This is a genomic window from Actinosynnema sp. NPDC004786 (genome assembly GCF_053601135.1).
In genome coordinates this window covers 1-23,029 of record NZ_JBSGBG010000042.1, presented here as the reverse complement: position 1 = coordinate 23,029, position 23,029 = coordinate 1, and the positions used below count along the sequence as shown (strand labels likewise).

Sequence of the window (23,029 nt, the reverse complement as noted above, 5' to 3'; positions counted from 1 at the left end):
CCCACGTGAGTCCGGCGTGCCCGAAAACGGCCCGCTTGGAGATGGAGAGGGAGAGCCGCGTTATGAGACGAACTCCGGCCCTGGTCGGCGCCGCCCTGCTGGCCGCGAGCGTGCTCGCCGGCTGCGGCAGCGGCGCGAGTGACGGCAAGACCAGGATCACGATCGGGCTGTTCGGCAACTTCGGCTACCAGCAGCTGTTCGAGGAGTACGAGAAGGCGCACCCGGACATCGACATCACCGACCGGACCGCCTCCTACTCCGACCACCACAAGAACCTCGCCGCCCACCTGGCCACGAACAACGGCGCGGCCGACGTCGAGGCCGTCGACGTGGGCTACATCAACCAGTTCAAGGCCAACCCCGGCCAGTTCGTCGAGCTGAAGTCCGACATCAAGGACCGCTGGCTGGACTGGAAGTGGGAGGGCTCGCTGTCCAAGGACGGCAAGCAGATCGGCTACGGCACCGACGTCGGCGGCCTGGCCATCTGCTACCGCCGCGACCTGTTCGAGGCCGCCGGCCTGCCCACCGAGCGCGACCAGGTCTCGGCCCTGTGGCCGACCTGGGAGAAGTTCATGGAGACCGGCAGGCAGTTCGCGGCCAAGGCGCCCGCGGGCGCCAAGTTCTTCGACGGCGGCCCGACCGTGCTCAACGCGATCGTCGGCCAGGCCCCCACCGGCTACTACGACAAGAACGACAAGATCGTGGTGGGGGAGAACGCCGACATCCGCAAGGGCTGGAACCTGGTCGCGCAGGGCGTGGCCGACGGTCTGTCCGCGGGCCTGCTGCACAGCACCCCGCAGTGGAACACCGGCTTCAAGCAGGGCCAGTTCGCCACCCTCGCCTGCCCGGCGTGGATGATGGCCAAGATCAAGGACCAGGCCCCGGAGACCTCCGGCAAGTGGGACCTCGCGAACGTGCCCGGCGGCGGCGGCAACTGGGGCGGCTCCTACCTGACCGTGCCCAAGCAGGGCAAGAACGTCGACAAGGCCGTCGAGCTGGTCACCTGGCTCACCGCGCCCGAGCAGCAGGCCAAGGTGTTCGCCACCGCCGGTCTGCTCCCGTCCACGCCGAAGCTCTACAGCGAGCAGTCGGTCGCCCAGAAGCAGGACCCGTTCTTTAACAACGCGCCCACCGGCAAGGTCTTCACCGACGCCGCACGCGCGCTCAAGCCCCAGTACCAGGGCCCGAAGGCCGGCGACGTGCAGACCGAGATGGGCAACGCCATGCAGCGCGTCGAGCAGGGCAAGCAGAGCGCCGACGAGTCGTGGCAGCAGTTCGTCTCCGACGTCAAGAGGCTCGAGGACTGATGAAGACGGACTGGCGCGAACGCCGCCACCGGTGGGACATCCGGTACGCGCCCTACGCCTACATCGCGCCGTACTTCCTGCTGTTCGCGGTGTTCGGCCTGTTCCCCCTGCTCTACACCGCGTGGGTGTCGCTGCAGGACCGCAACCTGCTCGACGGCGACGCCGCCACGTTCGTCGGCGTGGACAACTACGTCCGACTGCTCACCGCGGACCCGTACTTCTGGAACGCGATGGGCAACACGCTGAGCCTGTGGCTGCTCACCACGGTCCCGCAGATCCTGTTCGCGCTCGGCATCGCGCAGCTGCTCAACCGGCGGCTGCGCGGCCGGACGTTCTTCCGGATGGGCGTGCTGCTGCCGAACATCACCTCGGTGGCGGCCGTGACGATCATCTTCGCCCAGCTGTTCGGCCGGGACTTCGGGCTGATCAACTGGGTGCTGGACCTGTTCGGCGCGGGCCGGATCGACTGGCAGGCGGGCACGGCCAGCTCCCACACCGCCATCGCGGCGATGGTGGTGTGGCGCTGGACCGGCTACCACGCGCTGATCTTCCTGGCCTCCATGCAGGCCATCCCGACCAGCGTGTACGAGGCGGCCCGGCTGGACGGCGCGACCGGCTGGCAGCAGTTCTGGCGGATCACCGTGCCGATGCTGCGCCCGCAGATCATCTTCTCCACGGTGATCGCCACCGCGGGCAACATGCGGCTGCTGGCCGAACCGCTGCTGTTCAACCCCGGCGCGGCCGCCGCGACCGGCGGCTCGGACCGGCAGTTCCAGACCGCCGCGCTCTACCTCTACGAGCAGGGCTTCGCGAAGTTCGACTTCGGCTACGCGTCGGCCATCGCGTGGCTGCTGCTCATCGCGACGGTCGTGATCACCGGGTTGAGCTACCTGGCCGCGCGCCGCATCCGGACCGACTGAAAGGGCAGCCACACCATGACCAGCGTGCTCGACCGGCCCGCGCCCGCCGCACCGCCACCCGCCCGGCGCGGGCGCCGGGCGGTGCGGCTGCCCGGACCGTGGACCTACGCGGCGTTGATCGCGGTGCTCGCCGGGTCGGCGTTCCCCGTGTACTGGTCGCTCGTGGTGTCCTCGCAGACGCCGGACAAGGTGAGCAGCGTGCCGCCCGTGCTGGTGCCGGGCGGCAACCTGTTCGCCAACATCTCCCGCGTGTTCGACCAGTCGGACTTCGCGCTGGCGATGATGAACTCGCTGATCGTGTCGGGCACGATCACGCTGTCGGTGGTGTTCTTCTCCACCCTGGCCGGGTTCGCCTTCGCCAAGCTCAGGTTCCGCGGCCGGTCGGCGCTCATGCTCGTCGTGGTCGCCACCCAGGCGGTGCCGACCGAGCTGGGCGTCATCCCGCTCTACATGATGATGAGCGACTTCGGCTGGGCGGGGGAGATCCACGCCGTCATCGTGCCCGGCCTGGTCACGGCGTTCGGCGTGTTCTTCATGCGGCAGTACTTCGAGCGGGCCGTGCCCGACGAGCTGCTGGAGGCGGGTCGCATGGACGGGTGCAGCTCGCTGCGCCTGTACTGGCACGTCGTCCTGCCCGCCGCCCGGCCCGCCGCCGCCGTGCTCGGCCTGTTCACGTTCATGCAGGCGTGGAACGACTTCTTCTGGCCGCTGGTCGTGCTGACGCCGGAGAACCCCACCGTGCAGACCGCGCTGAACACCCTGGCCAGCGGCTACACCACCGACTACACCCTCGTGCTCACCGCCGCGACGATCGGTACCGTGCCGGTGCTCGTGGTGTTCCTGCTGTTCGGCAGGCAGATCGTCGGCGGGATCATGCAGGGGGCGTTGAAGGGGTGACGTCCTCCTCGCCCCGCTCGTCCCCACCGGGCACCTCCCCACCGGGCACCTCCCCTCGACCGCGCCGCGACCGGACGGCCGGCGCATCCGCGACTAGGAGTTTCAGTTGACCGACTTCCCCCAAGGGTTCCGCTGGGGCGTCGCCACATCGGCCTACCAGATCGAAGGTGCCGTGGACGCCGACGGGAGAGGACCGTCGATCTGGGACGCGTTCGGCGCGGTGCCGGGCGCGATCGCGGGCGGCGACACCGGAGCAGTCGCGTGCGACCACTACCACCGGCTGCCGGAGGACCTGGCGCTGCTGGGCGAGCTGGGCGTGGACGCCTACCGGTTCTCCGTGTCGTGGCCGCGGGTCCTGCCGACGGGCGCGGGCCGGGTCGAGCGGCGCGGGCTGGACTTCTACCAGCGGCTGGTCGACGGGCTGCTGGAACGCGGCATCGAACCGTTCCTCACCCTGTACCACTGGGACCTGCCGCAGGCGTTGGAGGAGCTGGGCGGCTGGCGCTCCCGCGACACCGCCGAGCGGTTCGCCGAGTACGCGGTGGTCGTGCACGACGCGCTGGGCGACCGCGTGTCGAAGTGGACCACGTTCAACGAGCCGTACGTGTCCTCGATCGTGGGCTACGGCGAGGGCCGGCACGCGCCCGGCGCGCGGGAGGGCCACGGCTCGCTCGCCGCCGCGCACCACCTGCTGGTCGCGCACGGCCTCGCCGTGCGGGCGATGCGCGGCACGCCCGGCCACGAGTTCGGCATCGTGCTCAACCAGTCCCCGTCGGTCCCGGTCACCTCCTCGGAAGCCGACGTCGCCGCGGCCCGCCGGCACGACCTGCTGCTGCGCCGCCAGTTCACCGAGCCGCTGTTCGCCGGGCGCTACCCCGAGGACTACGAGGAGACGTTCGCGGGCGTCACCGACCTGTCGTTCCGGCGCGACGGCGACCTGGAGCTGATCTCCACGCCGCTGGACTACGTGGGCATCAACTACTACTACCGGCAGCACGTGGCCGACGCGCCGCACCGCGACCCGAACCCGGCCACCCGGACGTCGATCGACATCGGCATCGACACCAGCCGGCTGCCGGACGTCCCGCGCACCGCGATGAACTGGCCGGTCGAGCCGCAGGGGCTGACCGACACGCTGGTGGGGCTGAAGGAGCGGTACCCGGACCTGCCGCCGGTGTACATCACCGAGAACGGCTGCGTGTACCCGGACAACCCCGGGTTCGTCGACCAGGAGCGCATCGACTTCCTGCGCCGCCACCTCGCGGCGGCCCGGGACGCGATCACGGCCGGGGTGGACGTGCGCGGCTACTTCGTGTGGTCGTTCCTGGACAACTTCGAGTGGGCGCACGGCTACAAGCACCGCTTCGGCCTGGTGCACGTGGACTACGAGACGCTGGTCCGCACCCCGCGGGCGAGCTTCCACTGGTACCGGGACCTGGTCGCCGCGAAGCGGTGAGCACCCGGGAAGCGTCGATCACCGACACCCCGCCCGCCGGGGTCGGCGATCTGCGAGGTCACCGTCGCGCGGAGGCGCGTCCGCGCGACGGTGGCCGCCCGGTCCTGGGAATCCCGACCCGGCCGCCCTGACCGGACCGCCCTGACCGGACCGCCCTGACCGAGCCGGGCTGGCCGAGCCGGGCCGGCCGGGACGGGCCGGCCGAGCCGGCCGGGCAGGCTTGAGCTGGGTCGCGCTCGCCGGGCCGCCGTGACGCGGCCGCCGTGACCGCTGCCGGGATTCGGCCGATCCGACCCCACCGACCCGCGCGGCGCACCGGGCCGGTCGCCGCGGACCGCCTCACGGCGCCGGCCACGGGTTCGGGGTGCACGACTTGCCGTCCGGGACCACCACGACCCCCTGGTCGCTGCCCGTCGTGATGGACGCCAGCACGTCGTTGTCCGCGCTCAACGTCTGCTGCATCATCACCGGAGCGGGCGCGCCGTCCTGCGGGCACACCTCGTGACCCAGCCCGAGGAAGTGCCCGACCTCGTGGTTGACCGCGTAGAGCCGGTACCGCCACAGGTCCCGGCCGTAGGTGTGCGAGCCGCGGAACCAGCGGGCCGTGCTGAGGTGCACCGCCGAACCGATCCGGCACGACGTGTCGTAGGGCAGCTCGAACCCGCACAGCGACCGCGCGGTCGCCTGCGACGTCAGCCGGATCCGCAGCTCCGGCTCCACGTCGCCGCCCACCCGCCGGAACGGGTGCCGACCCGACCACCCGCGCGGGTGCCGCAACGCGTAGTCCACCACGGCGGCGAACCAGTCGTCGCCCTGCGGCAGCACGACCCCGTCCTCGACCTCGACCACGTACGGGGTGCCCGCCGCTCCGCCCGCCCCCGGCGGTGGCACGACGTGCCACGTGCCCGCGCCGCGCTCCGGGAACGGCGGCCCGTCGGGCAGGTCCGCCCCGGCGCGGAACCCGTCGACCGCCGGCGTGCTGCGCGCCGCGCTCTGCGGCGCGGCCGACGGCACGACACCCGCCGACGGCCACGCCACGGAGGCCGACCGCGCCGCCGAACCGACGTCCAACGCGACGACGGTGGTCGCGGCCAGGCACACCCCGGCCAGGTAGGGGACCAGCGGGAGCACCCTCATGCGGGCTCCAAACCGGCCGAGCCGTACGTGCAGGCCGCGTTCCACAGCAGGAACGAGGGCGCTCCCGCCTCCGCCGACGCCCGGACCTGCGCCTGCACCTCGCCGGGGCCGTAGGCGACCCCCAGCGAGAACGCCTGCAGCCACGGGATGACCGTCGCCCCCGTGCCCTGCGTCATCCCGACGAAGTCGGCCACCGAGGCCCGCACGATCTCGTACGGCTGGGCGTTCGGGTTGCCCACGCCGTACTCGCCCGGACCCCAGTGCGACGGGTAGACCATCGGCGAGACGTAGTCCACGTGCGCCGCGATGGCGGGGATGTCCTGCGCCACGTCGCCCGGGCTGTGCGCGGCGATGCCGAACACCGACGCGCCCAGGTACGCGCCCAGCGGGCGGACCGCCGCCCGGTTGTCCCGCAGGAACTCCACGATCGACTGCTCCGGGCTGGTGGCCAGGCCGGGGAACACCATCTGCCCCAGCGGGCCGTCCGGCCGCCGCACATAGTCGTACAGGATGTCGTCGAAGCCCAGCGACGCCGCCTCCTTGGCGATCGCGATGTTGTAGTCGCGGACCTCGGGGTTGGCGAAGTTCGTGAACGCGTACTCGCCGTAGTGCGCCGACCAGGGCGCGCCGGACGAGTTCTGCGCCACCCGGTCCCGCGCGCCGGACTGCCACGACGCCTTGCCGAGCACCGGGTCGCGGAACGCCACCAGCCGGCCGACCACCCGCAGGCCGAGGCCGTGCAGCTCGTCGATCACCGCCTTGGCGTCGTAGTAGTTGCGGTTCGCGCCGATCTGCCGGGCCAGCGGCACCTGCGAGTCGTAGCCGATCTCGCCGCTCTCGTCCTTGATGTCGAGCTGCACGGTGTCGATGCGGCCCTCGCGCGCCATCGCCAGCACCGGGTCGCGCAGGGACGCGGTCGCCCACGCGGCGGCGCTCATGTGCACCGCGCGCATCCCCGGGTGGGTGACCTTGACCGCGACCTCCTGGCGCTGCGCGTTGCCGGCCGCGTCGGTGGCCTCCACCTGCACCCGGTCGGGCACCGAGTCGAGCGACGCCTCGAACTTCCCGTCACGCACCGGCACGGTCTTGTCGCCGACCTTCACCGACTGCGCGCCGTCCGCGCCGCCCTTCACCGTCACCGGGCCGCGCGGCGACTCGGCCTCGGCCGCGTCCACCTTCAGCGACGGCGGCGTGGCGTCCACGGTGAACTCCCGCTGCACCTCCACGTCCGGCATCCAGGGCAGCGGGTTGGCGGCCCGCACGGACAGGGTGTGCCTGCCCTCGGCGAGCTTGACCCCGGTCAACGTCATGCGGCCGTCGGCGCGTCGCGCCTCCACCGGCTGTCCGTCCACGTGCACGGTGACACGGTCGAGCCCGCCGACCTCCGCGGTGGTGATGGACACGCGCTCGACCCCCGAAGGAGTGACAGCCGTCCCGTCGCCCAGCTCCGCCACGGCGAGCCCGACGCCGCGGCCGTAGACGATCGTCGTCACGACCCCCGCGACGAGCAGCAGCGCCACCACCCCGACGGCCGGGATGAGCACGCGCTTGAACTTCCGGGGCGACTCCGACATCGGGCGACTCCGATCTGGGACGTGGCATCGGCTAACTGCTGCTTAGCCGATCAGCGGTGCGCCAAACGGAAGGTCATCCGATGGGGTGTACGAACGTGTCGGGTGGTCCCGGACGAGCAACCATCCGGGGGTGAACAGCACGCCGCGCACGTCCGCCGCCACCGTCCTGGCCCTCGTCGCGGCCCTGTGCTGCGCGTGCGCCGCCGACCCGGCGTCCGAGCCGCCCCGGGACGCCGCCGCGCAGCTCCCCGGGCCGTCCTCGTCCGCCGCCCCGTCGTCCGCCGCCCCGCCCGACCCGGCGGCGGTCGGGGCCAACGAGCTGGGCCAGGTGCCGATCCTGATGTACCACCGGCTCACCGACCAGCCCACCTCGGTCTACGACCGGACCCCGGCGGCGTTCCGCGCCGAGCTGGAACGGCTGGCCGCCGAGGGGTACGTGCCGGTGACGACCACCGAGTACGCCACCGGCCGGATCGACCTCCCGGCCGGCGCGCACCCCGTGGTGCTGACCTTCGACGACGGCGACGCGTCCCAGTTCGCGCTCGGCCCGGACGGGCAGCCCGCCCCCGGCACCGCGATCGCGATCCTGCTCGACGTGGCCGCCCGGCACCCCGGCTTCCGGCCCGTGGCGAGCCTCTACGTCAACGCCGGGCCGTTCGCGTCGCCGGACGGCGCGGCCCTGCGCTGGCTGCACGAGCACGGTTTCGAGATCGGCAACCACACCCGCGACCACACCAACCTCTCGTCCACCGACGACCGGGGCGCGCAGGAGGCCATCGCGTCCGGGCAGGCCGAGATCCAGCGGGCCGTGCCGGGGCACCGGGTGACGAGCCTCGCGCTGCCGTTCGGCGCGGCCCCCGCGAACGGCGCGCTCGCCCTGCGCGGGGCCGCCGACAGCGGGTCGTACGAGTACGTGTGCGTGCTGATGGTCGGCGCGGGCCCGGCCCCGTCGCCGTTCGCGGCCGAGTTCGACCCGGCGAACACGCCGAGGATCAGGTCGCAGGACCCGACCGGCGAGGACGCCCGCTACGGCTCCGCGGTGTGGCTGGACCAACTGGCCGCCGCGCCGGCGCAGCGGTACACCTCCGACGGCGTGCCGGACCGGATCTCCTACCCGGCCGCCGCCGGCACCACCCCCGCGCCGCGGTACGCCGACCGGGCCGCCGCCTACTGACCGGCCCGCCCGACCCCGGCCTCGCGCCGCCCGTCCCGACCGGCCGCTCCCGACGGGATCCGGCCCGATCCGGCAGCGTCCGATCCGGCTCCGGCCGACCGCGTCCACCCCGCCGGCCGTGCCCGACCCAATCCCCGCCGGCCGTGCCCCATCGACCCGGCCGGCCCCGTCCTACGCGGTGGCGCGGGCGTGGTTGCGCAGGGCCACCGCGGCCCGCTCCAGGCTGCCCAGCACCCCCGGCGGCAGCTCCTGGTGGCGACCCACCACCTCCTGCGCCATCACCTGCATCGGCGCGGACTCCTCCGCCTCCACCACCGCGAGCACCTTGAACGCCGTGCCCGGCGCGAACAGCACCCGCTCCTGCACCACGCTCCCGAACGGGTCGACCACCGACACCCGCCGCCCCGTCACCGACCACAGCAGGAACTCCACCCGCCCGTCGACCGGCACCGTCGGCCCCGCCACCGTGTTCAGCAGGCCGTGCTCCACCAGCACGTCACCCGTCCGGTACCGGTGCGCCTCGCCCAGGCACACCGTCACGCCCTGGTACGTCGGCAGGCGCCGCAGCCCCGATACCACCGCCGCCGCGTACGGCCACAGCCGGCCCAGCTTCCCGCTGCGCAACGCCTCGACCATGACCTCCTCGTCGTGCCGCAGGCACGCCGACACCGCGGCCAGGTCCGTCACCACCGCCTCGAACGCCTCCGGGTCGTCCGGGCGCTCCACGATGTGCCGGCACGCCACCGCCGCGTGCTCCCCGTACCGCTCGCCGAGCATCCGGCGCACCGCGTCGCGCTCCGACTCGGTGCTGCGGTGGTCCGGCGGCACGACCTCCTCGCCGCCCAGCTCGCCCCACACCGGCGCGGGGGAGTCGGCCAGCGGCCCGTCCACGCTCAGCGGCACCGGCTCGTCGGCCGGCACGGGCGGCGGCGGCTCCTCGGCCACCGGCGGCCGCGGCATCGGCGTCGGGTCGCAGAACACGACCTTCAGCAGCCGCCGCACCTCCGGCTCCAGCCGTTCCACCAGCGACGCGCCCGCCACCGCCACCGCGCCCGCGGTCGTGCGGCCCGGCGTGCCGACGGTCAGCCGGGCCCACTCCGGGTCCACCGGCAGCGCCCGCACCTCGGGGCCGTTGTCCTCCGCGTCGCGCACCCACAGCCCCGACGGCACGACCTCCAGCACCACGCCGCCGCCCAGGTCGAAGATGCCCGGACCCCGCTCCACCAGGTTCGGCACCGGCACCCGGTAGCCCGACACGACCGGCGCGCCACCCGGCGTGTACCGGACCTCGGTCACGTACGGCCGCCACGTCTGCTGGCCGCGCGGGTTCACCGCCACCACGGCCGCGCCGCTGCGCAACGACCCCACCGGCAGGCCCGTGAACAGCGAGATCGGCTCGCCGAGCTGGTCGGCCACCGCCTGCGCCTGGTGCTCGCCGCCGTACCACACCAGCCGCACCCGCGACCGCGCCGCCGACGGCAGCCCGCCCAGCAGCCGGCACACCTCCTCGGTCGGGATGGGCGGTTGACCGGGACCGCCGACCACGACGGTCAGCACGTTGTCCCGGCACGGCAGCCCCACGACCGCCCGCGCGTCCGGAGCCTGCGGGTCGAACCGGTCGCGCTGGGCCCGCAGCCACAACCCGGCCGGGATGGGCTCCGAGACGCCCACCTCGCCCGTCGGCCACGCCGTGTTCGGGTCGACCGCCTCCCAGTTCGGCACCGGGAACCGCCTGCCCATCGGCACCGGCGACGCGCCCGGCAGGAACCGCAGCCAGCAGCCGTACCCGCCGGAGCCCACCACGAACGCCGCGCCCGGCACGGTCGTGACCGCGCCGTCCGGCGCCACGACCTCGGCCTGCAACTGCTCGCTCAGCCACTGCGCGGGCGCGGTCGGGCGCATCGAGCCGGAGTGCGGCGTCATCAGCCGGACCGGTCCCCGGCCCTGCAACGCCGTGGCGACCACCGGCCAGAACGACGCCTCGTCACCGTGCGGCGCGTCCACGACGACCACCGTGCGCCCCCGGTCGACGGGCAGGCTGCGCCCGAGCGCGACCGCGGCCGGGCTCGCGCCGCCGGGCGGCCCGATCACCAGGGTCGCGCCCGCGAACGACGCCGAGAACCGGTCCGGCGCGGGTGTCGGCGCCGGTGTCGGCGCGGGTGGCGCGACCGGCGCGGGTGTCTCGCGCTCGACCACCGGCTCCACTTGCGGGGCACGCTCCTTGGGCGCGGCACGTCGGAACATCAAGGCGCCCGATCACCTCCAGGCAGGACAACGCGGGAATGTCAGCACTCTACGCGGGTGACACCCGAACGGGTGTGACCGCACTCGGCCACCACGTCCACTGTGGACCGCAGAACGGCTCCCACCAGCGCGCCGAACGCCACGTGGTCCGCCCACTGCGCCGCCCGGGGCAACCGCCGGACCGCCGGGAAGCGCCGCCCGACCACCTCCAGGTCCACCGCCGCGATCACCGCCCCGGCCACCGCGCCCCGGCGCGCGTCCAACCGCCACCGCCGGTCCAGGGTCGCCAGCACGACCGTCCACCAGGCCGACACGCCGAGGTGGGCGACCGCGCCGCGGATCACACCCGTGCCGCCCAGCAGCGTCGCCGCCGCCCGCGTCGAGCGCAGAACGTCACCGCGCGTCAACAGGGCGTGCACGGTCGACGGCACGCCGCTCAACGCCGACGCGACCAACCACGCCCGCACCACGCGTGGAACGCCCGCGTGACGGGTACGCCACACCGACCGGTCCCGCGCGCACCTGCTCCGTTGTGATTCCATGTTCGAACCTGTGTTCGAGTATGACAAGATCGCGGGTGAACCACCGAACCACCGTGCCCCGACCGTAGCGGGAGACCGGGGAGGTGCGCGGATCACGCGCGGTCCTCGGTTACCGTGAACCGCTCGACGCACGCCACGACCTGGGGAGAACGACCCGGTGACCGCTGAGATCCTGTACGGGGCCGACGACCTGACCCACCTGGAGGGTCTCGAGGCGGTGCGCAAGCGCCCCGGCATGTACATCGGGTCCACCGACAGCAGGGGCGTCAACCACCTGTTCACCGAGGTGGTCGACAACTCCACCGACGAAGGCGTGGCCGGCCACGCCACCAGGATCGTCGTCACCCTGCACGCCGACGGCAGCGTCCAGGTCGACGACGACGGCCGCGGCATCCCCACCGGCATCCACGCCAAGTCCGGCCTGTCCGGCGTCGAACTCGTCCTCACCCGGCTGCACGCCGGCGGCAAGTTCGGCGGCTCCGGCTACAAGACCTCCGGCGGCCTGCACGGCGTCGGCGCCTCCGCCGTCAACGCCCTGTCCCACCGCTACGACGTCGTCGTCCGCCGCGAGGGCAAGACGCACGAGATGTCGTTCAAGCACGGCATCCCCGGCGTGTTCGACGGCCCCGGCCCCCGGGCCGGCTTCACCCCCCAGTCCGGCCTGCGCGTCACCGGCCGCACCAAGCGCACCGGCACCTCCACCCGCTACTGGCACGACGCCCGCTACTTCGAGAACGGCGCGGCGCTCGACGTCGAGGCCGTCCGCACCAAGCTGCGCAACACCGCGTTCCTCGTCCCCGGCGTCACCTACGTCCTGCGCGTCGCCACCGACGACGGGATCCAGGAGGAGACCTTCCACTACCCGGGCGGCCTGGTCGACATGGTGGACCACCTCGCGCCCGCCGGCGACAAGCCCGTCTCCGGCACCCTGCTCGTCACCGGCACGGGCGTCTACCACGAGAACGCGGCCGACGAGAACGGCGTCATGCGGTCCAAGGTCGAGCGCCACGCCGAGGTCGAGATCGCGCTGCGCTGGGGCACCGGCTACGAGCGCACCGTCGAGTGCTTCACCAACACCATCCGCAACGTCCACGGCGGCACCCACCGCCGCGGCTTCGAACGCGCCGTGCTCAAGTCCCTCCAGGACGCCATCGGCCGGACCAGGGGCCTGCTCAAGCCCAAGGAGGACCCGCCCACCCTGGACGACGTGCTCGAAGGCATGACCGCCGTCGTCCACGTCCGCATCCCCGAGCCGCAGTTCACCTCCCAGACCAAGGACGAGCTGTCCACCGCCGGCATCACCAAGGTCACGCTCGGCGTGGTCGAGAAGCACCTCAAGGCGTGGACCGAGGACCGCCGCACCAAGGCCGAGGCCAAGATCGTCCTGCAGAAGGTCGTCGACGCCTCCCGCGTCCGCCTGACCCAGAAGCAGCAGAAGGACGCCGCCCGCCGCAAGACCGCCCTCGAAGGCGCGGCGATGCCCGCGAAGCTGGTCGACTGCCGCACCACCGGCGTGTCCCGCAGCGAGCTGTTCCTCGTGGAAGGCGACAGCGCCCTCGGCTCGGCCCGCATGGCCCGCGTGTCCGAGTACCAGGCGCTGCTCCCGCTGCGCGGCAAGATCCTCAACGTGCAGAAGGCCAGCCTCGCCGACACCCTCCGCAACGCCGAGATCGCGAGCATCGTGCAGGTCCTCGGCGCGGGCACCGGCCGCACGTTCGACCTCGCCGCCATGCGCTACGGCCGGGTCATCCTGATGGCCGACGCGGACGTCGACGGCTCTCACATCCGCACCCTCCTGATCACCCTGTTCGCCAAGTACATGCGGCCCGTGATCGAGGACGGGCGGCTCTACGCCGCCATGCCGCCGCTGCACAAGGTCGTGACCAAGGGCCGCAACCCCGAGACCCACTTCACCTTCACCCAGCGCGAGATGGAGCAGAAGGTCGCCAAGCTCGAGAAGGCCGGCAAGACGGTGGTCAAACCGGTGCCCCGGTTCAAGGGCCTCGGCGAGATGGACGCGGACGAGCTGTGGGAGACCACGATGAACCCCGCCACCCGCTCGGTGCGCCGCATCACCATGCACGACGCGGAGGCCGCGGAAGCCGCGTTGGAGCTGCTCATGGGCGAGAAGGTCGAGCCGCGCCGGGCGTGGCTCGTCGAGTCGGCCGCCCGGGTCGACCAGTCCGCGATCGACGTCTGACACGCCTGACACACGAGGGAACGACCGACCATGGCACGCCGCAAGACCCCCACCACCAGGGTCGACCCGTCCGCCTTCGACCGCGCGGGCGCCCAGGTCTTCGACAACTCGCTGACCACGGAGATCGAGGACTCCTACCTGGAGTACGCCTACTCGGTGATCCACTCCCGCGCCCTGCCGGACGCGCGGGACGGCCTCAAGCCGGTCCACCGCCGGATCCTGTTCTCGATGAACGAGCAGGGCCACCGCCCGACCAGCCCGTACGTGAAGTCCTCGCGCGTGGTCGGCGACTGCTTCGTGCGCGGCGCGCTCGTCTCCACCCCGGAGGGCCTGCGGCCGATCGAGGACATCGAGGTCGGCGACCTCGTGCTGGACGGGCGCGGCGAGCCGGTGGAGGTCGCCGAGGTCTACGAGAACCCCGGGTCGGAGCTGGTGCGCGTCACCTGGTCGGACGGCCACTCGATGCTCGTCACGCCCGGCCAGCGGTTCCACACCGGCGACCGGGACGGCTGGACCGACGCCGACTGGACCGCGGCCCGCGACCTGGCCGGCGCCCGCACGACCGGCTTCGGCCCCGAGCGCCACGCGACCCTGCTCGCCGACGGCGACGCGTCCGGTTTCGTGATCGGCCTGCTCGCCGCGTCCGGCGAGGTGCTCGCCGACGGCCGGGTGCGGCTCGGCCCGGCGGACGCCGACGCGGTCGACATCGCCCACGGCTGGGCCATCGCCCACGGCGTGACCACATCCCGCGACAAGGACGGCGACCGGCACGCCCTGACCTTCGCCCACCACCCCGACCTGGCCGCCGCCGCGACCGGCCGCCCGGACGCCGTGCTGCGCGACCGCACGTCGTGGACGCCGTTCCTCGCGGGCCTGTTCGTCGCCGGGGGAGCGGTCGGCGACGGCATCGTCCTGCCCGGCGGCGACGCCGAGTACGCCGTGCTCGCCGACTCGGGCATCCGCGCCCGCCGCGACGCGACGACCCTGACCGTCACCGGCCGCGACGCCGCCGCGCTCGCCGTGGCGCTGCTGCGCTGGACCGGCGTCGGCCCGCGCCAGGACGGCCTGGTCCGGGTGATCCGCGCGGCGAGGCACGCCCCGGACAACCCGTTGCCGCACGTCGTCTCCGTCGCGCCGGCCGCGCCGGACACCACCTACGACATCCAGGTGGCGAGCCCCGAGCACGCGTTCGTGGTGAGCGGCTTCGTGGTGCACAACTGCATGGGCAAGTACCACCCCCACGGCGACACCGCGATCTACGACGCGATGGTCCGCCTGGCGCAGGACTTCTCGCTCAACACCCCGTTGATCGACGGGCACGGCAATTTTGGAAGCCCGGACGACGGACCGGCGGCCTCGCGTTACACCGAAGCCCGGATGTCGCCGGCGGCCATGTTGCTGGTCGGGGAGCTGGACGAGGAGACGGTCGACTTCCGGCCCAACTACGACGGCTCGTTGCAGGAGCCGTCCGTGCTGCCGGCGGCGTTCCCGAACCTGCTGGTCAACGGCACGTCGGGGATCGCGGTCGGCATGGCGACGAACATGATCCCGCACAACCTGGGCGAGGTCGTGGCGGCGGCGCGGTACCTGGTCACGCACCCCGACGCGTCGCTGGACAAGCTGATGGAGTTCATCCCCGGCCCGGACCTGCCGACCGGTGGGGTGCTGCTCGGGCTGGACGAGGTGCGCAAGGCGTACGAGACCGGGCGCGGCGTGGTGCGGATGCGGGCCAAGGTCGAGACCGGGTTGCTGGAGGGCAGCCGTGGCCGGCAGGCGATCACGGTGACCGAGCTGCCCTACGGCGTCGGCCCGGAGAAGATCATCGAGAAGATCACCGACGAGGTCACCAAGTCCAAGCGGCTGACCGGGATCTCCGACGTCAAGGACCTCACCGACCGCGAGAACGGCACCCGCGTGGTGATCGAGTGCAAGGTCGGGGTGAACCCGCAGGCGTTGCTGGCCGACCTGTACCGGCTGACGCCGATGGAGCAGTCGTTCGGCATCAACAACCTGGTGCTGGTGGACGGTCAGCCGCGCACGTTGGGCCTCAAGGCGCTGCTGGAGGTGTTCCTGCAGCACCGCTACGACGTGGTCACGCGGCGCACCCGGTACCGGCGGCGCAAGCGCGAGGACCGGTTGCACCTGGTCGAGGGCCTGCTCAAGGCGCTGCTGAGCATCGACAAGGTGATCAAGCTGATCCGGGGCAGCGAGAACGCGGCCGCCGCGAAGGAGGGCTTGATGAAGTCGTTCAAGCTCTCCGAGGTCCAGGCGACCTACATCCTGGACACGCCGTTGCGCCGGTTGACCCGCTACGACTCGTTGGAGCTGGAGGCGGAGCAGGAGAAGCTGCGCCAGGAGATCGCCGAGCTGACCAGGATCCTGGACGACCCGGCCGTGTTGAAGAAGGTCGTGTCGACGGAGCTGGCGAAGGTGGCCAAGGACCTGCAGCAGGAGCGCCGGACCACGTTGCTGGACGGCGACCTGAAGGAGGTGCTGGCGGCGTCGAAGCCGGCCGGGCCGCTGGAGGTCGCCGACGACCCGTGCCAGGTGATCCTGTCCGCGACCGGGCTGGTGGCGCGGACGGCGGCGGAGTCGGAGGAGTCGTCGGAGGCGCGCCGCCGCAAGGGCCGGACCAGGCACGACGCGGTGGCGGCGACGGTGCACACCACGGCGCGCGGTCAGGTGTTGCTGGTGACGAACCGGGGTCGGGCGTTCAAGACGGACGTGCTGCCGCTACCGGTGCTGCCGGAGCAGAGCGGCACGGTGTCGTTGAGCGGCGGCATGGCGGCCGGCGAGCTGGTGGACCTGGAGGCGGGGGAGCGGGTCGTGGGCATCGCCCCGTTGACCGACACCGGGTCGCCGGGGCTGGCGCTGGGCACGAGGTCGGGCACGGTGAAGGTGTGCGCGCCGGAGTGGCCGGTGCGGTCGGACGAGTTCGAGGTGATCACCCTCAAGGAGGGTGACGAGGTGGTCGGCGCGACGTGGCTGACCGGGGCCGACGAGACGTTGGTGTTCGTGACGTCGGAGGCTTCGCTGTTGCGCTACTCCGCGTCGCTGGTGCGGCCGCAGGGCTTGCGCGGCGGCGGCATGGCGGGCATCAACGTCGGCTCGGGCGCTCGGGTGGTGTTCTTCGGCGCGGTGCGCACGGACGACGACGAGCACGGCGAGCCGATGGTGGTCACGTCGACCGGCCAGAGCGTCAAGGTGACGCCGTTGTCGGCGTACCCGGCGAAGGGCCGGGCCACGGGAGGTGTCCGGGCGCACCGGTTCCTCAAGGGCGAGACGGGCCTGGCGTTGGCCTGGGTGGGTCCGCGCCCGGCGGGCGCGGCGGAGAACGGCTCGCCGGTGGAGCTGCCGGCCCCGGACGACCGCCGCGACGGCTCGGGCCACGCCCACCCCGGTCCGGACGTCGTGGGTCACGTGATCGAGCGCGACTGACCGCGGTGGTGGCGACCGGGGGAGCCGTCGGCTACGGCTCCTTCGGTCGTCCGAGGAACACCGGGCCGTAGCGCTCCAGGCTCGCGTTCGGGTGGAGGATGGCGTGCAGGTTCAGCGCGTGCGCGTCCCGCCGGACGCGGCGCAGGGTGGGGTGGTCGCCGTCCAGGACGTCGACCGCGTCGCGGGCTCTCAGGCACGCCTCGCCGAGGTCGCGGCGGACGCCCGCGCGGTCCTCGGCGGTCCACTCCTCGCCGCACGCGGCCTTGTGGTCGACGACGGCGGCGCTGCGGCGGGCGTGGAACTCGGCTTCGTCGGCCAGCACGGTGGCCTCGCGGATGCGCGCCGGGGACGCCGACGGTCCCGCGGCGAACACCTCGACGGCGGCCCGGGCCAGGCCGGCGGCGGGGGCGCTGACGGTGGCGCAGGCGGCCGGGACGAACGGCGCGCGGAACATCGGGGCGGACGCACCCGGGTCGGCGCTCAGCACCGGCGCGAGGCGCAGCACCCGGTCGGAGGGGACGAACACGTCCTTCGCCACCGTGGTCACGCAGCCGGTGGCGCGCAGGCCGGTGGTGTGCCAGTCGTCCAGCACCTCCAGGTCCACCAGCGGGATGGCCAGGGCGACCGGCACGCGGTCGGGCGTGAGGAGGGCGGCGTTGGTGGTCCAGTGGCTCTGGGGCGCGCCCGTGGTGAACGCCCACCGCCCGTTGACCAGCACGCCGCCGCCGACCGGCTCGGCGGTCGCGGTGGGGCTGAGGATGCCGGTGACGCGCACGTCGGGTTTGGCGAAGACCTCCCGCCGGACCTCTTCGGGGAACTGGCCGACCACCCACGTGGAGACCGCCCACACGGCCGCGGTCCACGCCGCCGACCCGTCGCCGCGCGCCAGCTCGGCGATGACCTCGACCACGGTGGCGAGGTCCGCCTCGTGGCCGCCGTGCTCGGCGGGCACCCGCAGGCGCAGCACGCCGGCGTCGGCCATCGCCTCCAGCGCGCCTTCGTGCAGCCTGCGGTGCTCGTCACCCCAGGCGGCGTGGGCGCGCAGGACGGGGACGATCCCCGCGGCGCGCCGCACCAGCTCGTGCTGCACCGTGCCGTGCCTCCCCCATAGGTGACCCGTGACACTCACCTTGGCGTGCTCCGCGCCACCAGACAACACCGGAATAGCCGATCACCGGGTACTGTTGTGCCGGTTAGTTGAAAGTACAACTACCTGATCGAGGAGTGAGTGGCCATGCAGTTCGGTGTCTTCACCGTCGGCGACGTGACGCCCGACCCCACCACGGGCCGGACGCCGACCGAGGCCGAGCGCATCAAGGCCATGGTCGCCATCGCGCTCAAGGCCGAAGAGGTCGGCCTGGACGTCTTCGCGACCGGCGAGCACCACAACCCGCCGTTCGTGCCGTCGTCGCCGACGACGATGCTCGGCTACGTCGCCGCGCGCACGGAGCGGCTGATCCTGTCCACGGCCACCACGCTGATCACCACCAACGACCCCGTCAAGATCGCGGAAGACTACGCCATGCTCCAGCACCTGGCCGACGGCCGGGTGGACCTGATCATGGGCCGCGGCAACACCGGCCCGGTGTACCCGTGGTTCGGCAAGGACATCCGCGACGGCATCGACCTGGCCATCGAGAACTACGCGCTGCTGCACAAGCTGTGGCGGGAGGACGTGGTGGACTGGGAGGGCAAGCACCGCACGCCCCTGCAGTCGTTCACCTCGACCCCGCGCCCGCTCGACGGCGTGCCGCCGTTCGTCTGGCACGGCTCGATCCGCAGCCCGCAGATCGCCGAGCAGGCCGCCTACTACGGCGACGGCTTCTTCGCCAACCACATCTTCTGGCCCAAGGAGCACTTCCAGCGGCTGATCGGCTTCTACCGCGAGCGCTTCGAGCACTACGGGCACGGCGCGGCGCACCAGGCGATCGTCGGCCTCGGCGGCCAGGTGTTCATGCGCCGCAACTCGCAGGACGCCGTCCGCGAGTTCCGCCCGTACTTCGACAACGCCCCGGTCTACGGCCACGGGCCGTCGCTGGAGGAGTTCACCGACCAGACGCCGCTGACCGTCGGCAGCCCGCAGGAGGTCATCGACAAGACGCTGACCTTCCGCGACCACTTCGGCGACTACCAGCGGCAGCTCTTCCTGATCGACCACGCGGGCCTGCCGCTGAAGACGGTGCTGGAGCAGCTCGACTTCCTCGGCGAGATCGTGCCCACCCTGCGCCGGGAGTTCGCGGTCGGCCGCCCGGCCGACGTGCCCGACGCCCCCACCCACGCCTCGCTGCGGAAGGCGGAGGTCCGATGACGACGACGCTGGCGGTCGTGCAGGCGGGGCTCGGGTCGCCCTCGTCCACCCAGCTGCTCGCGACCCGGCTCGCGGAGGCGACCCAGCGGCTCGTGCCCGACCTGGACGTGCGCACCACGCACCTGCGGGACGTGGCCCGCGACATCGCGGACAACCTCGTCACCGGGTTCCCGAGCGCGCGACTGCGCGAGGTGGTGGAGTCGGTGGTCGGCGCGGACGCGCTGATCGCCGTGACGCCCACGTTCAACGCGTCCTACAGCGGCTTGTTCAAGTCGTTCGTGGACGTGCTGGAGCCTGGCTCGCTGGCGGGCAAGCCGGTGCTGATCGGCGCGACCGGCGGCACCGAGCGCCACTCGCTGGTGCTGGACCACGCGCTGCGGCCGCTGTTCGCGTACATGCGGGCGATCGTCGTCCCGACCGGCGTGTACGCGGCGTCCTCGGACTGGGGCGCGGAGGGCCTGCCCGGCCGCGTCGAGCGGGCCGCCGGGGAGCTGGCCGACCTGCTCGTCGGCCGCGCGCCCGCCAAGCCCGCGACCGAGGACTTCGTGCCGTTCGACCAACTGCTCGCCGGCCGCTGACCGGCGGGGTCGGACGCGGCGGAAATGGGCCTGACCACCGGCCGGGCGCCGAATAGGGTTCGGCCCATGTCCGCCTCCCTGCACCTCGCGGTGCGCAACGCCGCCGTCCTCACCACCGCGCTGGCCCGCACCCGCGGGCACGACCTGATCACCCGCGCCGGGTTCCTCGCGATGAGCGGGCCGACCCTGCTGCGGGTGCTCGCGGTGCGCCCGGACCTCGACCCGGACGACTTCGCGGAGTTGCAGCTGCTGGTCAAGCGGGCCGAGGCGCGGGTGGTGGTCGAGGACTCGTTCGGCACGATCGACGGCGAGGCGCTCGGCCTCACCGCGCGCCACCTGCCGGTCATGATCCGCCCGCCCGCGCCCGTGACGCCGCCCGCCCTGGAGGTCAGGGTGGTGCGCACGGCCGAGGAGTGGGCCGTGGCCGAGCGGGTGGTGGTCGACGGCTTCCCGATGCCCGGCTTCCCGACCGGCAACGCGCTGCCGTGGGCGCTGAAGGACCACGAGGGGTTCCGCGTGCACACCGCGTGGCGGGAGGGCGAGGTCGCCGGGGCGTGCCTGACCGTCGAGGCGGCCGGCGCGGTCGGCGTGTACTGGGTGACGACCCTGCCCGAGCACCGCTCGCGCGGCGTCGGCCGGGCGCTGATGCACGCGGTGATCAACGAGTTCCCGCTGCCCCTGACGCTCAGCGCGGCCAAGGCCGGGCTGCCGCTGTACGAGTCGCTCGGCTTCTCCGTCGTGACGCCCGCCGCCTGGTGGTCGAACGGGGCGTGACCAGCGGCCGGGCCGCCCGCGCGGGGCGAAATTCGCCGGGCGTGCGCGGGCCGGCAGCCGTTACCGTGGGAGGATGACCGCAGAGGTGGGGCAGCGGTCCCGGCTGGCCGCGGTGGACAACCTGAAGGTGCTGCTCGTCGCCTGGGTGATCGGCGGGCACGCGCTCCTCGGGTACTCGGCGGTGGGCGGGTGGCCGTACGACGAGGTCAACGAGGTCACGTTCGCGCCTCGGGTGGAGACCGTGCTGGCGGCCGTCCTCGGGCCGTCCGGGCTGTTCCTGATGGGCACCTTCTACCTGCTGTCCGGCCTGTTCACGCCGCAGTCGCTCGCGCACAAGGGCCCCCGCCGGTTCGTCGTGGACCGCCTCGTGCGGCTGGGCGTGCCGTTCGCGGTGTCGGCGTTGCTGGTGTGGCCGCTGACGATGTGGGTGGCCTACCGGGCCGCCGGGCACGACGTCACGCCGTGGTGGGTGTTCACCCACCGCGACCCGCTGCTGGACTCCGGTTCCCTGTGGTTCGTGGAGATCCTGCTCCTGTTCTCCGTCGCCTACGCGCTGTTCGGCCGGCCGGGCGACGGGCCGTTCGCGCTGACGGGCGGCCACCTCGTCGCGGTCACGGCCGGGGTCGCGGTGAGCACGTTCGCGGTGCGGCTGTGGTTCCCCGCGCGCAGCGGCCAGGTCGGCGACCTGCACATCTGGTGGTGGCCGCAGTTGATCGCGATGTTCGGGGTCGGCATCGTCGGCGCGCGCTCGGGCCTGGCGCGGTGGGTGCCGGAACGGATGTGGCGCGGCAGCCGCGTGGTGGCGGTGCTGACGCTCGCGGCCGTGCCCGTGGTCGCGGTCGCGCTGGGCGTGTCCGACCTCGCGGGACAGGCGGGCCCGTTCCTCGGCGGCTGGCGGTGGGAGGCGCTGCTGTTCGCCGCGGTCGAGGCCGTGCTGGTGGTCGGCGGGTCGGTGTGGCTGCTCGGCTGGGCGCAGCGGCGGCTCACCCGGGACGGACCGCTGGCCACCGCCCTGGCCCGCGGGGCGTTCGCCGCGTTCTTCATCCAGGGCCCGGTGCTGGTCGTGCTCGCGGTGGCGGCCCGGCCGTTGCCGTTCCCGGCCGAGGTGAAAGCGTTCCTGGTGGCGGCGGTCGCCATCGCGGTGTCATTCGGGGCCGGCTGGCTATTGACCACGCGCACCAGGGTCGGCCGTTTCTTCTGATTTGTTCGGCGTTCGGCGGTTATTCGGTTGAATGGACCCGCGGGACAATGCGGGAGGCGCCGCGCTCACGTGGTGGGAACCACGGACGGGTGACCCGGGCGCGACACCGCGTGGTTTCCACACCGTGGGACACCGGGGCGTCCCCGAGACGGGGATCCGTCCCCCGGTGTGGGAGACTGCGCGCCATGGCTCCTCTTCGCTTCGCCCTGCCCAACAAGGGCTCGTTGAGTGCTCCCGCGGCGCAAATGCTGGCCGAAGCGGGCTACCGGGTGAACAGGTCCGGCCGTGAGCTGATCGTGGCGGACCCGGCAAATGATGTGCAGTTCTTTTTCCTGCGTCCCCGCGACATCGCGGTGTACGTGGGCGAGGGGTCGTTGGACGTCGGCATCACCGGTCGTGATCTGCTGCTCGATTCCACCGTGTCGGCGAAGGAAATCCTGCCGTTGGGCTTCGGCCGGGCGTCGTTCTACTTCGCGTCCAAGCCCGGCGGCATCCAGGACGCCGCGGGCCTGGAGGGCCGGCGCATCGCGACCAGCTACCCGAACCTGGTCGAGCACCACCTGTCCGACCTCGGCATCAAGGCGCACCTCGTGCGGCTCGACGGCGCGGTGGAGACCGCCGTGGAGCTGGGCGTGGCCGACGCGATCGCCGACGTCGTGGAAACCGGCATCACGCTGAAGACCTCCGGGCTGGAGACGTTCGGCTCGCCGATCCTCAAGTCCGAGGCCGTGCTGATCCAGGGCGACACGGTCGCCGAGACCCCCGACGCGGTGCGCTCGGTCGAGATCCTGCACCGCCGGCTCCAGGGCGTGCTGATCGCCCGCCGGTACGTGATCCTCGACTTCGACTGCCCGGTGGAGGCGCAGGAGGAGGCGTTCAAGCTCGTGCCCGGCATCGAGTCGCCCACCGTCTCGCCGCTGGCCCGCGAGGGCTGGGTGGCCGTGCGCTCCCTCGTGCCGCGCGACGACGCGCCGTTCATCATGGACGAGCTGTGGCGCGTGGGCGCGCGCGCGATCCTGGTCAGCTCCCTGGACACCTGCCGCATCTAGCACCGCCCACCCGGACTCCACGTTCCCGCACGCCGTGCCGTGCGGGGGCGTGGAGTTCGTCGTTCCGAGCGTTGAACTCGGGGGTCCCGAACGTAGGACACGCGCGTTCTGAACGTAGGACACGCGCGTTCTGAACGTAGGACACGCGCGTTCTGAACGTAGGACACGCGCGTTTTGAACGTAGGACACGCGGGTGCTAGATCCGGTCTGGCGGGTCGTCTCGCGCCTCC

Annotated in this window: 17 protein-coding genes; 12 read left to right on the top strand and 5 right to left on the bottom strand. The window is 72.8% G+C overall.

Annotated features, from left to right (window positions below):
• Positions 1-62 precede the first annotated feature (62 nt).
• The 4 genes from ACWEFJ_RS30260 to ACWEFJ_RS30245 all read left to right on the top strand — a co-directional run bounded on the left by ACWEFJ_RS30260 (position 63) and on the right by ACWEFJ_RS30245 (position 4,580).
• Positions 63-1,307, top strand: a complete 1,245-nt coding sequence (locus ACWEFJ_RS30260; RefSeq protein WP_449715786.1) for an ABC transporter substrate-binding protein — start codon at positions 63-65, stop codon at positions 1,305-1,307.
• Positions 1,307-2,227, top strand: a complete 921-nt coding sequence (locus ACWEFJ_RS30255) for a carbohydrate ABC transporter permease (RefSeq protein WP_378092156.1) — start codon at positions 1,307-1,309, stop codon at positions 2,225-2,227. Before ACWEFJ_RS30260 ends, ACWEFJ_RS30255 begins: the two co-directional genes overlap by 1 nt.
• A gap of 15 nt (positions 2,228-2,242) precedes the next feature.
• Positions 2,243-3,124 carry a carbohydrate ABC transporter permease gene (locus ACWEFJ_RS30250; RefSeq protein WP_378092154.1) on the top strand — a complete coding sequence of 294 codons (882 nt, stop codon included), beginning with the start codon at positions 2,243-2,245 and terminating at the stop codon, positions 3,122-3,124.
• A 106-nt stretch (positions 3,125-3,230) separates the two neighbouring features.
• On the top strand, positions 3,231-4,580 hold the full coding sequence (locus tag ACWEFJ_RS30245; protein WP_449715785.1) for a GH1 family beta-glucosidase: 1,350 nt from the start codon (positions 3,231-3,233) through the stop codon (positions 4,578-4,580).
• 339 nt (positions 4,581-4,919) lie between these two features.
• On the opposite strand, the gene ACWEFJ_RS30240 is transcribed toward ACWEFJ_RS30245, so the two are convergent.
• Positions 4,920-5,717, bottom strand: a complete 798-nt coding sequence (locus ACWEFJ_RS30240; protein WP_378092150.1) for a DUF3152 domain-containing protein — start codon at positions 5,715-5,717, stop codon at positions 4,920-4,922.
• Complete coding sequence (locus ACWEFJ_RS30235; protein WP_378092148.1) at positions 5,714-7,291, bottom strand: putative glycoside hydrolase; 1,578 nt, start codon at positions 7,289-7,291, stop codon at positions 5,714-5,716. Before ACWEFJ_RS30235 ends, ACWEFJ_RS30240 begins: the two co-directional genes overlap by 4 nt.
• A gap of 130 nt (positions 7,292-7,421) precedes the next feature.
• Here ACWEFJ_RS30235 and ACWEFJ_RS30230 point away from each other — a divergent pair, with 130 nt between their 5' ends.
• A complete protein-coding gene (locus ACWEFJ_RS30230) occupies positions 7,422-8,465 on the top strand; it encodes a polysaccharide deacetylase family protein (protein WP_378092146.1) in 1,044 nt (347 codons plus the stop codon).
• A 171-nt stretch (positions 8,466-8,636) separates the two neighbouring features.
• Here ACWEFJ_RS30230 and ACWEFJ_RS30225 read toward each other — a convergent pair whose 3' ends face one another.
• Together ACWEFJ_RS30225 and ACWEFJ_RS30220 are read right to left on the bottom strand one after the other, a co-directional pair.
• The gene (locus ACWEFJ_RS30225) at positions 8,637-10,670 is read right to left on the bottom strand and encodes a hypothetical protein (protein ID WP_449715784.1); all 2,034 of its coding nucleotides are present in this window, start codon (positions 10,668-10,670) and stop codon (positions 8,637-8,639) included.
• 80 nt (positions 10,671-10,750) lie between these two features.
• Entirely contained in the window at positions 10,751-11,179 is a 429-nt protein-coding gene (locus tag ACWEFJ_RS30220) for a hypothetical protein (protein WP_449715783.1), read from the bottom strand.
• A 229-nt stretch (positions 11,180-11,408) separates the two neighbouring features.
• On the opposite strand from ACWEFJ_RS30220, the gene ACWEFJ_RS30215 reads away from it, so the two are divergent.
• A complete protein-coding gene (locus ACWEFJ_RS30215) occupies positions 11,409-13,451 on the top strand; it encodes a DNA gyrase/topoisomerase IV subunit B (protein WP_378092140.1) in 2,043 nt (680 codons plus the stop codon).
• Positions 13,452-13,481: 30 nt separating this feature from the next.
• Positions 13,482-16,889, top strand: a complete 3,408-nt coding sequence (locus ACWEFJ_RS30210; RefSeq protein WP_449715782.1) for a DNA topoisomerase (ATP-hydrolyzing) — start codon at positions 13,482-13,484, stop codon at positions 16,887-16,889.
• Between the two features lie 31 nt (positions 16,890-16,920).
• On the opposite strand, the gene ACWEFJ_RS30205 is transcribed toward ACWEFJ_RS30210, so the two are convergent.
• Entirely contained in the window at positions 16,921-17,979 is a 1,059-nt protein-coding gene (locus tag ACWEFJ_RS30205; protein ID WP_449715781.1) for an acyl-CoA dehydrogenase family protein, read from the bottom strand.
• Between the two features lie 144 nt (positions 17,980-18,123).
• On the opposite strand from ACWEFJ_RS30205, the gene ACWEFJ_RS30200 reads away from it, so the two are divergent.
• The 5 genes from ACWEFJ_RS30200 to hisG all read left to right on the top strand — a co-directional run bounded on the left by ACWEFJ_RS30200 (position 18,124) and on the right by hisG (position 22,799).
• Positions 18,124-19,197 carry an LLM class flavin-dependent oxidoreductase gene (locus ACWEFJ_RS30200; RefSeq protein ID WP_378092134.1) on the top strand — a complete coding sequence of 358 codons (1,074 nt, stop codon included), beginning with the start codon at positions 18,124-18,126 and terminating at the stop codon, positions 19,195-19,197.
• On the top strand, positions 19,194-19,775 hold the full coding sequence (locus ACWEFJ_RS30195; protein WP_378092132.1) for an FMN reductase: 582 nt from the start codon (positions 19,194-19,196) through the stop codon (positions 19,773-19,775). The genes ACWEFJ_RS30200 and ACWEFJ_RS30195 overlap by 4 nt, the downstream gene beginning before the upstream one ends.
• Before the next feature lie 66 nt (positions 19,776-19,841).
• Positions 19,842-20,549 carry a GNAT family N-acetyltransferase gene (locus ACWEFJ_RS30190; RefSeq protein ID WP_449715780.1) on the top strand — a complete coding sequence of 236 codons (708 nt, stop codon included), beginning with the start codon at positions 19,842-19,844 and terminating at the stop codon, positions 20,547-20,549.
• Positions 20,550-20,622: 73 nt separating this feature from the next.
• The gene (locus tag ACWEFJ_RS30185) at positions 20,623-21,750 is read left to right on the top strand and encodes an acyltransferase family protein (RefSeq protein ID WP_449715779.1); all 1,128 of its coding nucleotides are present in this window, start codon (positions 20,623-20,625) and stop codon (positions 21,748-21,750) included.
• 185 nt (positions 21,751-21,935) lie between these two features.
• Positions 21,936-22,799, top strand: a complete 864-nt coding sequence (gene hisG, locus ACWEFJ_RS30180) for an ATP phosphoribosyltransferase (protein ID WP_378092126.1) — start codon at positions 21,936-21,938, stop codon at positions 22,797-22,799.
• Positions 22,800-23,029: the final 230 nt, after the last annotated feature.

What these genes read in the sequence shown, in the direction of transcription:
- ACWEFJ_RS30190 (WP_449715780.1), top strand. Translation starts at nt 19,842, where the DNA reads ATGTCCGCCTCCCTGCACCTCGCGGTGCGCAACGCCGCCGTCCTCACC.
- ACWEFJ_RS30185 (WP_449715779.1), top strand. Translation starts at nt 20,623, where the DNA reads ATGACCGCAGAGGTGGGGCAGCGGTCCCGGCTGGCCGCGGTGGACAAC.
- hisG (WP_378092126.1), top strand. Translation starts at nt 21,936, where the DNA reads ATGGCTCCTCTTCGCTTCGCCCTGCCCAACAAGGGCTCGTTGAGTGCT.
- ACWEFJ_RS30240 (WP_378092150.1), bottom strand. Translation starts at nt 5,717, where the DNA reads ATGAGGGTGCTCCCGCTGGTCCCCTACCTGGCCGGGGTGTGCCTGGCC.
- ACWEFJ_RS30250 (WP_378092154.1), top strand. Translation starts at nt 2,243, where the DNA reads ATGACCAGCGTGCTCGACCGGCCCGCGCCCGCCGCACCGCCACCCGCC.
- ACWEFJ_RS30200 (WP_378092134.1), top strand. Translation starts at nt 18,124, where the DNA reads ATGCAGTTCGGTGTCTTCACCGTCGGCGACGTGACGCCCGACCCCACC.
- ACWEFJ_RS30210 (WP_449715782.1), top strand. Translation starts at nt 13,482, where the DNA reads ATGGCACGCCGCAAGACCCCCACCACCAGGGTCGACCCGTCCGCCTTC.
- ACWEFJ_RS30260 (WP_449715786.1), top strand. Translation starts at nt 63, where the DNA reads ATGAGACGAACTCCGGCCCTGGTCGGCGCCGCCCTGCTGGCCGCGAGC.
- ACWEFJ_RS30235 (WP_378092148.1), bottom strand. Translation starts at nt 7,291, where the DNA reads ATGTCGGAGTCGCCCCGGAAGTTCAAGCGCGTGCTCATCCCGGCCGTC.
- ACWEFJ_RS30255 (WP_378092156.1), top strand. Translation starts at nt 1,307, where the DNA reads ATGAAGACGGACTGGCGCGAACGCCGCCACCGGTGGGACATCCGGTAC.
- ACWEFJ_RS30195 (WP_378092132.1), top strand. Translation starts at nt 19,194, where the DNA reads ATGACGACGACGCTGGCGGTCGTGCAGGCGGGGCTCGGGTCGCCCTCG.